The organism is Allotamlana fucoidanivorans (genome assembly GCF_045788535.1).
GTDB classification, from domain to species: Bacteria; Bacteroidota; Bacteroidia; order Flavobacteriales; family Flavobacteriaceae; genus Allotamlana; species Allotamlana fucoidanivorans.
The window spans coordinates 2,608,361-2,622,802 of the sequence record NZ_CP074074.1; the positions used below are offsets into that span (position 1 = coordinate 2,608,361).

Here is a 14,442-nt window from a genome sequence, read left to right on the forward strand (position 1 = left end):
AAAAATTATGACTACTAGAAGAAACTTTTTAAAAAACACAAGCTTAGCAGGAGCCGCTTTGGCAGCATCTTCATCAACTTTTGGAGCGTCTATTATTACAAGTAAGAAACAATCAAATCATTTGCTTAATGAAACAGATACAATTCTAGGTCATGGTGATTATAAGTATAAACTTACTAAAAACTGGGCACAATTGAGTTCTACCAGAACACCATTATTAAATTGCCATGAAATGGTAATGGATAGCAAAGGTCGTTTGATCATGATAGGCGATCATCCGCAAAATAATATTCTAATTTTTGATAAATCTGGTAAGTTATTAGATTTTTGGGGCACAGCTTATCAAGGAGGTCATGGGTTGACATTACATGACGAAGGCGGAGAAGATATGTTATATATAGCAGATTCTGGTTGGGCACTAGGTAAGAATAACAAAATGGTAAAGCATAATGGTCGTGTTGCGAAAACTACGGTTGATGGTAAGGTAATTTTTGATATCGGACACCCAGTAACTATTGGTATTTATAAGCCAGGTGAGGATTTTTGTCCAACCGAAACCGCCATTGGACCAAACGGTGATATTTATGTTGCTGATGGCTATGGTATGAGTCGCGTTGTTCAATATGATGCTTATGGAAGATACATTAGGCATTGGGGAGGAAGTGATAATCCAGATGAAAACTACCGGATAATGAGCGCCCATGGCGTTGCAATAGATTATCGAGATAAAAACAATCCAATGGTTGTTGTAACATCTCGAAGTCAAGCTTGTTTTAAATGGTTTACGTTAGATGGGAAGTATATTAAAACGTTACACTTACCAAATATGCAGGTATGCAGGCCCGTTTTTGATGATACTAATTTGTATGCTGGTGTTTGTTGGTCTCAACCTAAAGTCGGTAAAACCAACTGGAAAGATCATACTGGTTTTGTAACTATTTTAGAGGGTGATAAAGTTGTCTCCAATCCAGGCGGTACAGCGCCTGTTTATAAGGATGGTGAACTTCAAAAGTCTTTTCAAATTGACGAAAAGCCTATACTACATGGTCACGATGTATGTATAGATGAAGATAAAAATGTATATATATGTCAGTGGAATGCTAACCATTCCGCACCATATAAGTTAGAACGTGTTTAAACAAAATTGAGAGTTTTTTATGACTGAAGTACCAGATTTTGTGCTGTTTTTAGGAAGGTTTCACCCCTTAGTAGTGCATTTGCCTATTGGCTTTTTGTTTTTTGCCTTTTTGTTAGAATGGTTTGGAAAACACCCTGATAGAAAAGCGCTAAAATCGGCTGTGCCTTTTGCTCTATTTTTAGGCTTTATAACAGCGCTAATAGCATGTGTTTTAGGGTATATGCTTTCATTGAGTGGTGATTATGAAGTGTCTATGCTAGACTCCCATTTTTATTTTGGAGTCGTTACAACGGTAATTGTTTTACTGGCTTGGTTGATTCGGGTGGATAAATTAAAGTTGACCGTTTTAAATACTGCTAAATCAAATATTTCATTGTTAACGCTCATTGTGGTCTTACTGAGTATCACTGGACATTATGGTGGAAATTTAACACACGGAAGTGACTACTTAACCAAATATTTACCATTTACTCAAAAGGAGCAAAAAACGCTTCCTAAGATTGCTAAAGTAGAGGATGCTGTTATTTTTGACTATTTAGCTCAACCTATTATTGAAGAGAAATGTATAAGCTGCCACAATTCAAATAAGAAAAAGGGCGGATTGTCTTTTCAAGATTCACTATCTATTTTTAAAGGAGGTAAAAATGGAAAAGTTGTAGTGGCCGGAAATGCGATGGAATCTGAAATGATAAAACGTGTGTTGTTAGATCCAAAACATGATGATTTCATGCCTCCTGAGGGCAAAACACCATTGACTGAAGATGAAATTTTTATTTTGAAGTATTGGATAGATAATGCCCATGCTAATTTCAGTTCAAAAGTATCTGCAGTAAAAACCTCAGACAGTATGAAGCATATTGCATCTGTTTTTTTAGGGTTTGAAAAAATGGGGCATAACAAGGAAGTTACTTTGCCAAAAGTATCTCCAGTTGAAACTCATGTTCTTGAAGAGTTAATGGCTGAAGGGTTTAATTTTAGGGAATTGGTTTTCAATTCAAATGTTTATGAGGTAGTTTTACCAAACTACAATATGGATAAGGGTACAAAGGATTTGACTCTAAAACTTCAAAAACTTGCTAATTTAAAGAGCAATATACTGTGGTTATATATTGAAGATAATCAACTTACCGATGCACATCTTGAGATAATTAACACTTTTAATAATCTGGAAAAATTAGTTGTTAATAGAAATCAAATAACTGATAAAGGCTTAAAATTACTAGAAAATCATTCCAATCTTTTAAGCTTGAATATTTATAATAACAACATTACAGATAATTGCTTAGAGAGTTTAATGCATATGCATAAGTTACAAAAGGTTTATGCTTGGCAAACAGCAATAACAGAAGAGAGCCTTAATAAGTATCAGCAAGAGGCTAACTTTCCTGAGGTAATACTTGCATCATATTAAATGCTTGCTTTAAAATAAGGTATAGAAAATTCATAATCTTCATACTGAAATAGTTAAATATTTTTTTAATAATAATATTTAACTATTTTAGTATGCATGAATAACATCTTGCAAGCCAACTTAAAAACACTTCAGAAATCTCAATATATATTAAGTGGTTTAACCAATGACCAATTTTCTGACACTTCGGTAGCACCTTATTATTCCAGTATTGGTAGCCATATTAGACATGTTTTAGATTTTTACGATTGTATTTTTAGGGGTACAAATGAAGGCGTTGTTGATTTAATTGCTAGACGCCGCAACAAAGTGGTAGAGTATGATTGTCAATCGGCTATACAATACTTAAATGAAAGTATTGAAAAATTAAAATCAGTCACTTTCAATATGAGTGATGCACTTATTGTGATTGATGATTTGGGGTTAGGGAAAACAATGATACCTTATACTTACGGAAGCTTGTTTGCTCAGGCCAATAGCCATACTATTCATCATTACGCTATTATCAATTATATTCTTGAGCGTTTAGGGATTGTTTCTAGTGATGTAACGTTTGGCTATAACCCAAGTACTCCAAAACCACTAATTGAGTAATTATTAGTTACAACTATTTCTTAAACATACTATCCATGATGATTTTAATGCCTTTAAACATCATGAAAACAGCCATGGCACAAATAGCGCAGCCAATAATTAATAATGGTAAGTAAAGCGGTTCATCAGGTTTACTAAAAGCAAAACTTAAAAGTATAGGTCCCATAAAGAGGCTTAATAGAGAGAAGAGTAATGTTTTTAGTCCTTTAAATAGTAATTTTTTGTCTGTTTTATTGTCTTGCATCATTATAATTTTTAATCGCCTCACGTACACTTTTGTACTTGGTAAGGAGTTCTAAAGCCAAAGCTTCAGGTATTTGTAGTTCGGTCATTATCATTTTGGTGCCACGATCAACTAATTTATTATTGCTTAGCTGCATATCTACCATTTTATTGCCTTTAACGTGTCCCAATTGAATCATACTAGCTGTAGTAAGCATATTTAATACTAGTTTTTGGGCAGTACCAGCCTTCATTCTAGAACTTCCTGTAACAAATTCAGGACCTACAATAACTTCAACAGGAAATTGGGCAGTTAAAGCAAGTGGACTCTTTTCATTGCAGGTAATACAACCTGTAATAATCTTGTTGTTATTACATTGTTCAAGGGCAGAAATAACGTATGGTGTAGTGCCAGAAGCTGCTATACCAATAACAACATCTTTTTGAGAAATATTATAGGCTTGTAAATCTTTCCAACCTTGTTCGGTTGAATCTTCGGCAAATTCAACGGCTTTTCTAATGGCTGAATCTCCACCAGCAATGAGTCCTACAACCAAATCATGAGAAACTCCAAACGTTGGTGGGCACTCAGAAGCATCAACAATGCCTAGTCTTCCACTAGTACCAGCACCTAAATAAAATAATCGCCCGCCATGTTTAAGTTTAGAAACTATTTGAATCACTAAAGCCTCAATTTGAGGTAGGGCTTTTTCAACGGCTAAGGGAACTGTTTTGTCTTCGTTGTTGATGTTTTTAAGAAGCTTTGAAACAGGCATCTTCTCCAGATGATTATAGTTAGAATCTTGTTCGGTAGTTTTGGTAAAATTCATGATTCAAAAGTAATCAAAATTCATTTACTACTAGGTTGATATTTTAATAAATAGCAAAGGCTTACTTGAATGTAAACGAACTAATACCTTATTGAACAATATATGTTATTTCGTCTGTTTCGGTAACTCTAAAATAACCTAAAGGATAATTTTTAGGATTGCTGGTATTAATACAATTTCCTCTTACTGTGGCAGGCTGTGTTTCAAAAGGATCTCCAGAATTATCATCCGTTTGCTGCAGTAAAATATTTAAAAAATTATAGGTGCGTTCTGAAATTCCTGAATTTTTGATAATCAATTCATCACCAGCTTTTAAATCTTCGTCCGTATAAAAGGCAAAAATTTGATTTCCATCTGTAAATTCATCATCATAAACTTCTAAACTTAAGGTGTTTCTTTCAACAACTAAAAATTCAAATAAATAAAAATTTTCAATATCAGCAGGGTCTGTATAATAGACTTTAATTTCAATATCTTCACCTGAAAAACCACCATCATTTTTTTGTTCAACAAAATCTATAGGAACAACAGGAACAAGGGTTTCTGTAGCTGTATAGGTTTCATTTTTATAATTAATATTAAGTGTATAAGTTTCATCAATAACAGGAATGAAATTGGCGTTGGTATAAACCCCAGATTCTCCTTGCTCTAAAAAATTAAAACTTGTGTTATTGGAATCCGTGACGCTTACGGTTGCTCCGGTGGCTGGTGGCACATTATCTGCAAAATATGGTGCAGTAAGCGTTAATCTTATAGACTGCGAGCTGCCATTAGTGCCTTTTTTCCAACTTAAAGAAGCATCAATAACCAATCTAGGTTCAGCAGTTTGTAAATCAACATCGATAACGTCTTGGCAAGATGTTAATGCCATGGCTATTAAAATACCTATATAAAATAATTTTTTCATGGACTTAAAATTTGAAATTATAAGAAACAGAGGGTACCACCCCAAAAATAGATAACCGCAACGCCTCATTTCTACCTGTTTCAGTATTTTGAGTAAAGCTAATAGAAGCCGCATTTCTTCTATTATAAACATTATATAGGCCAAAAACCCAATAACTTTGCCAACCTTCTTTTTTGTTAGGTTTAGGAGTGTAGTTTACTGCTAAATCTAGTCTGTGATAAGCGGGAAGTCTATCTGAATTTCTGTCACTATAGTTAGGAATATTTAGGCCATTATATTCGTATTGTCCATTAGGAAAGGTAGCGGGTTGGCCCGTTTGGAATAAGAAATTGGTGTTAAACTTCCATTTTTCGTTGATGTCATAACTTGCTGTTATGGATACATCATGGGTTTTATCAAAGGGCGTGTTATACCATTTGCCATTATTAATACCTGTTTCTTCTGGAGTTCTACCAGGTGTTTGTTGTTCTGCTTTTGATATAGTATAGGCTAACCAGCCCTTAAAACGTCCATTGTTTTTTCTGAGTAAAAATTCTAAACCATAAGATCTTGATTTTCCATTGAGGATAACTTGCTCAATGGCATTATTGGCAATTAAATCGGCACCGTCAATATAATCGATTCTATTTTGAACTTTTTTGTAAAAGCTTTCTACCTCGAGAGAATAATCATTATTGTCAAAATTTTTAAAATAACCAATAGCGTATTGATCTAATAGCTGCGGTTTCACGTATTTTCCACTAGGTGTCCAAACATCCAAAGGAGTAGGTGAGTTAGTGTTTGATAATAAGTGGAGATATTGACTCATTCTGTTATAGCTTATTTTAACCGAATTATCCTCATTTAATTGATAAGACAATGAAGCTCTGGGTTCAAGGTTGAAGAAACTTTTAATAACATCACTGCGTTTATAGTTTTCAACACCTATAGGTGTGGCTTTTTCATAAATTTGAAAATCAGTATTAAAGACCACAGCTTGGTCCTTCTCATAGATATTGAGTTCATCTTGTCCTAAGCGATGAAAGCTACTTAACCGTAAACCATAGGAAAGGGCTAGTCTATCTGAAATGTTATGTTCGGCATCAAAATAAATGGCATTTTCAAAGGCGTATTTATCTGTTAATTTAAATGGATTGATGCCAGAACTAGGGGTGGTGGGCTTTATGTCGCCCGGATTGAACTTGTAATAAACGCTATTTAATCCGTATTGTAATTTTAATTTTTGATTTAAATAATGTTTAAAATCATACTTTAAATTGAAATTTCTAATGCCAGAAACCCAATCAAACTCAACAAAATTAAGCTTTAAATCATAATCATAATCTGAATAAATTAATGATAGATTTGAAAAGAGTTTATCTGAAAACAGGTGATTCCATCTAAAATTTAAAACGGCATTACCATAGGAATTTTCAAAAGTATCTTCTATTCTAAACACATCTCTACCAAAATATCCAGAGAGGAAGATATTGTTGCGAGGGTTTATGTTATAACTTAATTTAGTATTTAGGTCATAGAAATAGGCCACATTATCAATATCGAAAAGAGGTAAGAATAAATGTGCATAACTAGATCGCCCTCCCAACAAAAAAGATCCTTTTTCTTTTTTTAGTGGTCCTTCTAAAAGTAATCGGCTAGACACTAAACCAATACCACCATTGGCGTGGAAATTTTTGCTATTACCTTCTTTTTGATAAATGTCTAAAACAGATGAAACTCGTCCACCATACCGCGCTGGAATACCTCCTTTGTAGAGTTTTAAATCTTTGATGGCATCAGGATTAAACACAGAGAAAAAGCCAAAGAGGTGAGAGGAATTATAAATAGTGGCTTCATCTAATAAGATTAAGTTTTGATCTGCGGCTCCACCTCTTACATTAAAACCCGAAGCACCTTCGCCAGCTGTGGTAACCCCAGGAAGTAATGTAATGGCTTTTATAATATCAGATTCACCGAGTACAACAGGAATATTTTTTATAGTGCTAGCGGTAAGTTTATTTACGCCCATTTGAGGTGTCTTAATATTCGTTTTTTCAACATTTTCAGTAATAATAACCGCATCTAAACTTTCAAGTTCATCTTCTAAACTATAATTCTTTGTGATATTTTCAGAAAGCGCAATAGTTTCATAAATTGTAGAAAAACCCAAGTAACTAATGATCATTTTGTAGGTGTTTGCAGGTAACGTGATGGAGTAGAACCCATATTCATTGGTGGTTGTTCCTGCTTGGATTTCTGGAAAAATAATATTAACACCTATAAGTGTTTCATTACTCTTTTCTTCTATAATTGTTCCACTAATAGTGTGTTTTTCTTGGGATACAGCAGAAAATACATTGAGTACCAACACACAAAGCACTGAGGTTAGTAGTTTTTTCATTTACTAGTTTTTTTCTTTTATATAGAATGAGAAAACTATTCTATAGCAATTTTTGTACTGTAAATGTATAAAAAAAAGCTCCCGATATTAGGAGCTTTTCAGTTATCTTAATATAAATACTTTATACCAATATTGTATTATCCTATAAGGCTATTAAAGGTTTTACTTGGACGCATAACTTGATTTATAAGCGTTTCATCAGGTTCATAGTAACCGCCAATATCGGTAGGTTGCCCTTGAATACTATTTAGCTCATTAACAATTTTGTCTTCATTTTCAGCTAATGCCTTAGCAATAGGCGTAAATTCAGCCTTAAGATCTTGATCTTTATTTTGATTAGCCAATTCCTGAGCCCAATACATGGCTAAATAAAAGTGACTTCCTCTATTATCTAATTCTCCAACGTTTCTAGAAGGTCCTTTTTTGTTTTCAAGAAGACGTTCTGTTGCACTATCTAAGCATGATCCTAAAATTTTAGCTTTAGGGTTATTATTTACTTCACTAAAATGTTCTAAAGAAACGGCAAGAGCTAAAAATTCACCTAAAGAATCCCAGCGTAAGTGGTTTTCTTCTAGTAATTGTTGAACGTGTTTAGGAGCAGATCCGCCAGCACCAGTTTCAAATAAACCACCACCATTCATTAGTGGTACAATAGAAAGCATTTTAGCACTTGTTCCAACCTCTAAAATAGGAAACAAATCGGTTAAATAATCACGTAGTACATTTCCTGAAACAGAGATAGTATCAAGCCCTTCTTTAAGGCGTTCACAGGTAAATTGAGTAGCCTCAATTGGAGATAAAATTCGTAAATCTAACCCCGTGGTATCATAATCTTTTAAATACGTATTCACTTTTTTAATCAACTCTGCATCGTGGGCTCTATTTTTGTCTAGCCAAAATACGGCAGGTGTTTGAGAGGCACGTGCTCGCGTTACAGCTAATTTTACCCAGTCTTGAACAGGAGCATCTTTGGTTTGACACATTCTCCAGATATCTCCAGCTTCTACATTGTGAGAAAATAATAATTGACCTGAAGCATCAATAACTTCTACAACACCATTTGAAGCAATTTCAAAGGTTTTATCATGTGATCCGTATTCTTCAGCTTTTTGAGCCATAAGTCCAACATTGGGTACAGTACCCATTGTTGTAGGATCAAACGCACCATTCTTTTTGCAAAAATCAATAGTTGCAGCATAAATTCCTGCATAGCTACTATCAGGAATAACGGCTTTAGTGTCTTGTAATTCTCCTTTAGCATTCCACATTTTACCCGAAGTACGAATCATAGCAGGCATGGAAGCGTCAATAATTACATCACTAGGAACATGTAAGTTGGTGATGCCTTTAGTGGAGTTTACCATGGCAATATCTGGGCCGTTTTTATAGGTAGTCTCTATATCAGCTTCAATTTCTTTACGTTTATCATCGGGTAATTCTTGAATGCGTTCTAAAAGATTTCCTAACCCAGAATTCACATTAACTCCTAACTCTTTAATAACAGCACCATGTTTTTCAAACACATCTTTGAAAAATACTTTTACGGCATAACCAAAAATGATTGGGTCACTAACCTTCATCATGGTACCTTTCATATGTAATGAAAACAAAATATCTTTTGCTTTGGCATCTTCAACTTGTTGTTCCAAGAAGCTTATCAATGCTTTTTTGCTCATTACAGTAGCATCAATAATTTCAGCTTTTTGAAGTGTTAAACCATCTTTTAAAACGGTTATAGTACCATTAGCATCTTTATGCTGTATGGTAATGGTATTTGCTTCAGGAAGTGTTATAGATTTTTCATTGTGGGCAAAATCACCTGCTTCCATAGTAGCTACATGTGATTTAGAATCACTTGTCCATGCCCCCATAGAATGCGGATTCTTTTTTGCATAATTCTTTACCGCTTTAGGGGCACGTCTGTCACTATTTCCTTCACGTAAAACAGGATTTACAGCACTTCCTTTTATTCTGTCATAACGGGCTTTAACATCTTCATCAACATCGTTTTGTGGTTCATTAGGATAATCAGGAATGGCAAAACCTAAAGTTTGTAATTCTTTAATAGCGCCTTTTAATTGCGGAATTGAAGCACTAATGTTTGGTAATTTAACAATATTAGCTTCTGGTTTTTTAGCCAATTCTCCAAGAATAGCTAAATCATCAGAAACACGTTGCTCTTCTGTTAAAAAATCAGGGAACACAGCCAAAATTCTTGCGGCTAGAGAAATATCTTTAGTTTCAATTTCTATACCAGAAGATTTTACAAATGCTTTAACAATGGGTAATAAAGAACGTGTTGCTAACGCCGGAGCTTCGTCGGTTTTTGTATAAATTATTTTAGACATTCAGTGTCGGTTTTATGGAATTAAATAAAGTGAGAAAAAATACCTGCTTAGAATGAGGTTCGTTTTTCGCGATGCGAATATACAAAATTACAGCGTTATAAACATTTTTTACATTATTGAAAACGTTTAGCTATAATAGATTTGCAATAATGCCAAAAATGAATGGTAAAGGTAAGAATGCTTTAAAAAATTAGTAAATAAGTTATTAAATAACAAAAGCCATATCACAACAGAACTTAATCTATGTTGACATGGCTTTCTCGAAATAACGCTACGTGACCTATTTAGTACTTTTACTAAATGTGTTTAAAATTTTCATTTAAACTTTCAGTTCAAGTTTTGTTATTTCAATGAAACATTTTTTTGATTTTCAAAATGTATTGACCCACCAAATAAATGCTTCGTTAATTGTTTTTCTTGATGCTATTAAATCCCTCTTCGCTTTCGCGTTAAAATATTAAAAGCATTGTTTTAATTACCACAATAACTTTTTAATCATTATGGATTTTAAACTTTCAATTAATCATCATATGAACTACTTACATGACTCATATGATTCTTAATATCATGATTATTTTACTTTCATGCCTACACATGTTGTAAATTAATCTCAAAAAACAATTGTGTTTAAGAACGTTACCTTATTTAGAAAATAATGCAAATTCGTTGTTGAGGCGAAACCAACTTATGGGTTGTCATTATTTCTTGTGCTAATATATAAATAATATAGTGTAAAACCAAGGTTTTCAGTGAATTAGTTATTAACCATTTATAAACTCTAGTTATCAACTTTTGTTAATAAAAAAAGCCTTGAGAGAAACTCAAGGCTTTTAAAACTCCCGTTAAGGGATTATACATATTAACGTCTACGCTCAGCGATTCTGGCTTTTTTACCAGTAAGACCTCTAAAGTAGTAAATTCTAGCTCTACGTACTTTACCACGTTTGTTAACTTCAATTTTTTGTAATGCTGGTAAATTTACAGGGAAGATACGCTCAACACCTATTGACCCAGACATTTTTCTAATTGTAAAAGTCTCTGAAGTGCCAGATCCTCTTCTCTGAATAACTACACCTCTAAAAAACTGAGTACGTGTTTTGTTACCCTCTTTAATTTCATAGTAAACAGTAATAGTATCACCAGCTGCAAATTCCGGTAATTCTTTCTTGGTTACAAATTCGTCTTGTACAAATTTTACTAAAGATTCCATATCTTTAAAATATTAAATGGTTGATTCAGAACAACATTCACGATTCTCGCCAGAGGTTAACCCGAAATTGGGTGCAAAAATAATCATAAATTAATTATCAACAACTTTTTATTGTAATTTTTTTAGTGTTACCCTGCGGGTCAGGCTATCCGCTCTATCTTTTTTGAAGCTTCGCTTCGGTATCTACAAACAAAATTTTATTTTGTTCTTGATAACCTCAAAAAAGGATGCCACTACTATCCTTAACACAGTTTATAGCCACATTAGTTATTTGTTATAATAACCTCAGCTAAGTTCAAAATAGAAAAACTATTCCTCTAATAAATCAGGGCGTCGCTCTTTGGTTCTTAAATAGGCTTGTTCTTCACGCCATTTTTCTATTGCGGGTAAATTTCCGCTAAACAACAATTCAGGTACTTTCATGCCTTTGTATTCACGTGGTTTTGTGTAAATGGGCGGTGCTAGCAAATTGTCTTGAAACGAATCGGTAAGCGCAGAGGTTTCATTTCCTAAAACGCCAGGAATGAGTCTTATCATCGCATCACAGAGTACGGCAGCTCCTAATTCGCCACCAGAAAGCACGTAATCTCCAATTGATATTTCTCGAGTAATAAAATGGTCACGAACACGCTGATCTACACCTTTGTAATGACCGCATAAAATAATTATATTCTCTTTTAATGATAATTGATTAGCAATACCTTGCCTTAAGGTTTCTCCATCGGGTGTCATATAAATGATGTCATCATAGTTTCGTTCTGCTTTTAATGCAGAAATACACTTGTCAATAGGTTCAATGGTCATGACCATACCAGCGCCACCACCAAATTGGGTGTCATCTACAGATTTGTAGTTATCTGTAGTATAATCTCTTAAATTATGAAAATGGACTTCTACTAACCCAGATTCAATAGCTCGCTTTAATATGGAAGCTTCAAAAGGACTTTTAAGTAGTTCTGGTAAAACAGTAATAATGTCAATGCGCATGAATAATCAATTAAGAGCGCAAAGATAGTGTAATCTTCCTAATAAATAAGATTTACAACATTCCAGTGCCTAGTGAAAATTGAATAGGTATCTATACTTAATTTAGTTTTATTCTGTCATGTCTATTAGCTAATTCCCAAGCCGTATGAAAGATTAATCGCGTACGGGTTTCAAGGAATTCGTAGTTAATTTTATCGGGTGTGTCAGATGGTCTATGATAATCTGCATGTGTACCGTTAAAGTAAAAAATTACGGGAATATTGTGCTTGGCAAAATTGTAATGATCTGAACGGTAATAAAAACGATTCGGATCATTATCATCATTATAAGTATAGTCAAATTCTAAATTAAAATATGCTTTATTCACTTCTTCAGAAACATCGTGTAATTCTTGACTTAGTTTATCTGAACCTATAAGATACAAGTAGTTTTCACCGCCTTCATGTTTCTTGTCTACCCGTCCAATCATATCAATATTCAAATTAGCAACCGTATTTTTTAAGGGGAAAACGGGGTCAACATCTGCATAATAACGCGAACCATATAAGCCAAGTTCTTCGCCTGTAACATGTAAAAAAAGAATACTGCGTTTAGGACCATTTCCCGCTTTTTTTGCCTCATTAAAAGCCTTAGCAATGGACATTATAGCTACTGTTCCAGACCCATCATCATCAGCACCATTATTAATATCACCATTGCTGGAGATTCCTATATGATCTAAATGAGCAGAAATAATAATAATTTCATCAGGTTTTTCAGAGCCTTTTATAAACGCTAAAACATTTTCAGAAGCTTTAATGTCACCCGTAAAATAAGATGCTGGAATGTCTTGAAAATAATCCTCACCTCCTAATGGAGAAGGGATATTGTTTGATTGATAAAACTCTTTAATAAACGCTATTGCTTTTTTTTGCCCTAGTTCTCCTGTTTTTCTTCCTTCAAATTCATCTGAGGCATACGTAAATAACATCTTTTTAAGGTCACTTGCTACAATATTTTCTACGTAGACTTCTGTGTTAGATACTTTTTGGTTTTTATTTTGAGAAGAACTACAACCAGTTAGTGATAATGTAGCGCAAAAAAGTAGGATTATTTTTTTCAATGTGACTTTATTTACTGTTATTGTTGCGATATTACAAAAATGAATTGATTAGGGCGTGTCTTTTCGGTCTATTTTAACAATTGATTGTCGCTGTCTACCTTAAGTTTTGTATTCTGATTGGCAATTTGCCATGCGGTAGCAAAAATAAGCTTTGTGCGTTTCTCAAGCATGGCGTAATCAATTTTATCGGGCGTGTCACTTGGTTTGTGGTAATCTGCATGAACGCCATTGAAATAGAAAATAACAGGAATACCTTTATTTGCAAATTTATAGTGATCTGATCGCTCATAATAGTGATTAACATCATTCTCTTTGTTATATCTGTAGTCTAAATTAATATTGAAAAAGGTGTTGTTTATCTTTTCTGATAAGTAGTGTAGTTCAAGGCTTAACCTATCTGAACCAATTAAATACAGGTAGTTTTTATTGTTTTGGTGTAAATCATCAATACGACCTATCATATCAATATTAAGATTGGCTATGGTGTTATGTAGTTCAAATACTGGGTACTTTGTGTAGAATTCAGCTCCCAGTTGACCAATTTCCTCGGCAGTTAAATGTAAAAATAGAATAGACCGCTTGGGTTGATGTCCATTTTTGGCAGCTAGTTTAAAGGCTTGTGCCATTTCCATAATGGCAACATTACCAGACCCATCATCATCTGCACCGTAATAAATGTCGCCGTTATCAGATAGACCTAGGTGGTCTAAATGTGCCGATATGATGATAACTTCTTCAGGTTTTTCTTTTCCTTCAATATATGCCAAAACATTTTCTGAGTCATTTAAATCATCTGATAAATAATGATTAGGAACAATTTGATAATAATTATTTGCTCCAAAAGGGGTTGGTATATGCTCAGTTTGGTAGTAATTCTTTAAAAAATTTGCTGCTAATTTTTGCCCTTTTTCACCCACTTTTCTGCCTTCAAATTCACCAGATGCGAATGTATAAAGATGTGATTTTAATTCCTCTTTTGTAATAGTATTGGAATATTGAGCAATTAAAGCGCTGTCAGCAACTACAATACTGTTTTTTAGGGTTTTAATACGTTGTGTGTATTTAGGTGTTGCACAGGTACCTAGTAAAGCAAGTAATGAAAGCGTGAAAATGGTTTTCATAATATTTTATAGGCCTAATACCTACATTTGCCAATGTGTCAATTTAAAAAAATAATCTTTTATTAGTCATTATCAAATTAATGGCTTCAACGAATATAGCAATTAACTAAGAATTTCTTATGGTTTAGATAGGTTCTTTTTCAAAAAAGAATTTGGGTAAACCTTGTAGTGCAAAGGGTTGAACTCACCTAG

General features: G+C 33.7%; 12 protein-coding genes. 3 read left to right on the top strand and 9 right to left on the bottom strand.

The features are described 5' to 3' along the window. Positions 1-7 precede the first annotated feature (7 nt). The 3 genes from KFZ70_RS11385 (at position 8) to KFZ70_RS11395 (ending at position 3,143) form a co-directional block, all read left to right on the top strand. A complete protein-coding gene (locus tag KFZ70_RS11385; RefSeq protein ID WP_139698054.1) occupies positions 8-1,138 on the top strand; it encodes a twin-arginine translocation signal domain-containing protein in 1,131 nt (376 codons plus the stop codon). A 19-nt stretch (positions 1,139-1,157) separates the two neighbouring features. Further along, positions 1,158-2,549 carry a c-type cytochrome domain-containing protein gene (locus KFZ70_RS11390; protein ID WP_139698053.1) on the top strand — a complete coding sequence of 464 codons (1,392 nt, stop codon included), beginning with the start codon at positions 1,158-1,160 and terminating at the stop codon, positions 2,547-2,549. Between the two features lie 96 nt (positions 2,550-2,645). Beyond that, a complete protein-coding gene (locus KFZ70_RS11395; RefSeq protein WP_139698052.1) occupies positions 2,646-3,143 on the top strand; it encodes a DinB family protein in 498 nt (165 codons plus the stop codon). A gap of 13 nt (positions 3,144-3,156) precedes the next feature. On the opposite strand, the gene KFZ70_RS11400 is transcribed toward KFZ70_RS11395, so the two are convergent. From KFZ70_RS11400 to KFZ70_RS11440, 9 genes are all read right to left on the bottom strand, one after another. Further along, positions 3,157-3,390, bottom strand: coding sequence for a DUF6095 family protein (locus KFZ70_RS11400; protein ID WP_139698051.1), 234 nt, complete (start codon positions 3,388-3,390; stop codon positions 3,157-3,159). Further along, a complete protein-coding gene (murQ, locus tag KFZ70_RS11405) occupies positions 3,374-4,195 on the bottom strand; it encodes an N-acetylmuramic acid 6-phosphate etherase (RefSeq protein ID WP_139698050.1) in 822 nt (273 codons plus the stop codon). The genes KFZ70_RS11400 and murQ overlap by 17 nt, the downstream gene beginning before the upstream one ends. Positions 4,196-4,283: 88 nt before the next feature. Further along, positions 4,284-5,102 carry a DUF4249 domain-containing protein gene (locus KFZ70_RS11410; RefSeq protein ID WP_139698049.1) on the bottom strand — a complete coding sequence of 273 codons (819 nt, stop codon included), beginning with the start codon at positions 5,100-5,102 and terminating at the stop codon, positions 4,284-4,286. Between the two features lie 4 nt (positions 5,103-5,106). Further along, complete coding sequence (locus KFZ70_RS11415) at positions 5,107-7,482, bottom strand: TonB-dependent receptor (RefSeq protein ID WP_139698048.1); 2,376 nt, start codon at positions 7,480-7,482, stop codon at positions 5,107-5,109. Between the two features lie 137 nt (positions 7,483-7,619). Beyond that, positions 7,620-9,830 carry an NADP-dependent isocitrate dehydrogenase gene (locus KFZ70_RS11420; protein WP_139698047.1) on the bottom strand — a complete coding sequence of 737 codons (2,211 nt, stop codon included), beginning with the start codon at positions 9,828-9,830 and terminating at the stop codon, positions 7,620-7,622. An 859-nt stretch (positions 9,831-10,689) separates the two neighbouring features. Next, positions 10,690-11,040 (bottom strand): 50S ribosomal protein L19, encoded by a 351-nt coding sequence (gene rplS / locus KFZ70_RS11425; protein WP_139698046.1) that lies wholly within the window; start codon positions 11,038-11,040, stop codon positions 10,690-10,692. A gap of 309 nt (positions 11,041-11,349) precedes the next feature. Next, positions 11,350-12,027, bottom strand: coding sequence for a tRNA (guanosine(37)-N1)-methyltransferase TrmD (gene trmD, locus KFZ70_RS11430; protein ID WP_139698045.1), 678 nt, complete (start codon positions 12,025-12,027; stop codon positions 11,350-11,352). Positions 12,028-12,124: 97 nt separating this feature from the next. After that, entirely contained in the window at positions 12,125-13,129 is a 1,005-nt protein-coding gene (locus tag KFZ70_RS11435; protein ID WP_233244072.1) for a M28 family peptidase, read from the bottom strand. 68 nt (positions 13,130-13,197) lie between these two features. Further along, positions 13,198-14,250, bottom strand: a complete 1,053-nt coding sequence (locus KFZ70_RS11440) for a M28 family peptidase (protein ID WP_139698044.1) — start codon at positions 14,248-14,250, stop codon at positions 13,198-13,200. Between the last annotated feature and the right edge of the window lie 192 nt (positions 14,251-14,442).

Coding starts and splice junctions, on each gene's coding strand:
- KFZ70_RS11420 (WP_139698047.1), bottom strand. CDS start 9,830: ATGTCTAAAATAATTTATACAAAAACCGACGAAGCTCCGGCGTTAGCA.
- KFZ70_RS11440 (WP_139698044.1), bottom strand. CDS start 14,250: ATGAAAACCATTTTCACGCTTTCATTACTTGCTTTACTAGGTACCTGT.
- trmD (WP_139698045.1), bottom strand. CDS start 12,027: ATGCGCATTGACATTATTACTGTTTTACCAGAACTACTTAAAAGTCCT.
- murQ (WP_139698050.1), bottom strand. CDS start 4,195: ATGAATTTTACCAAAACTACCGAACAAGATTCTAACTATAATCATCTG.
- KFZ70_RS11395 (WP_139698052.1), top strand. CDS start 2,646: ATGAATAACATCTTGCAAGCCAACTTAAAAACACTTCAGAAATCTCAA.
- rplS (WP_139698046.1), bottom strand. CDS start 11,040: ATGGAATCTTTAGTAAAATTTGTACAAGACGAATTTGTAACCAAGAAA.
- KFZ70_RS11410 (WP_139698049.1), bottom strand. CDS start 5,102: ATGAAAAAATTATTTTATATAGGTATTTTAATAGCCATGGCATTAACA.
- KFZ70_RS11400 (WP_139698051.1), bottom strand. CDS start 3,390: ATGATGCAAGACAATAAAACAGACAAAAAATTACTATTTAAAGGACTA.
- KFZ70_RS11385 (WP_139698054.1), top strand. CDS start 8: ATGACTACTAGAAGAAACTTTTTAAAAAACACAAGCTTAGCAGGAGCC.
- KFZ70_RS11415 (WP_139698048.1), bottom strand. CDS start 7,482: ATGAAAAAACTACTAACCTCAGTGCTTTGTGTGTTGGTACTCAATGTA.
- KFZ70_RS11390 (WP_139698053.1), top strand. CDS start 1,158: ATGACTGAAGTACCAGATTTTGTGCTGTTTTTAGGAAGGTTTCACCCC.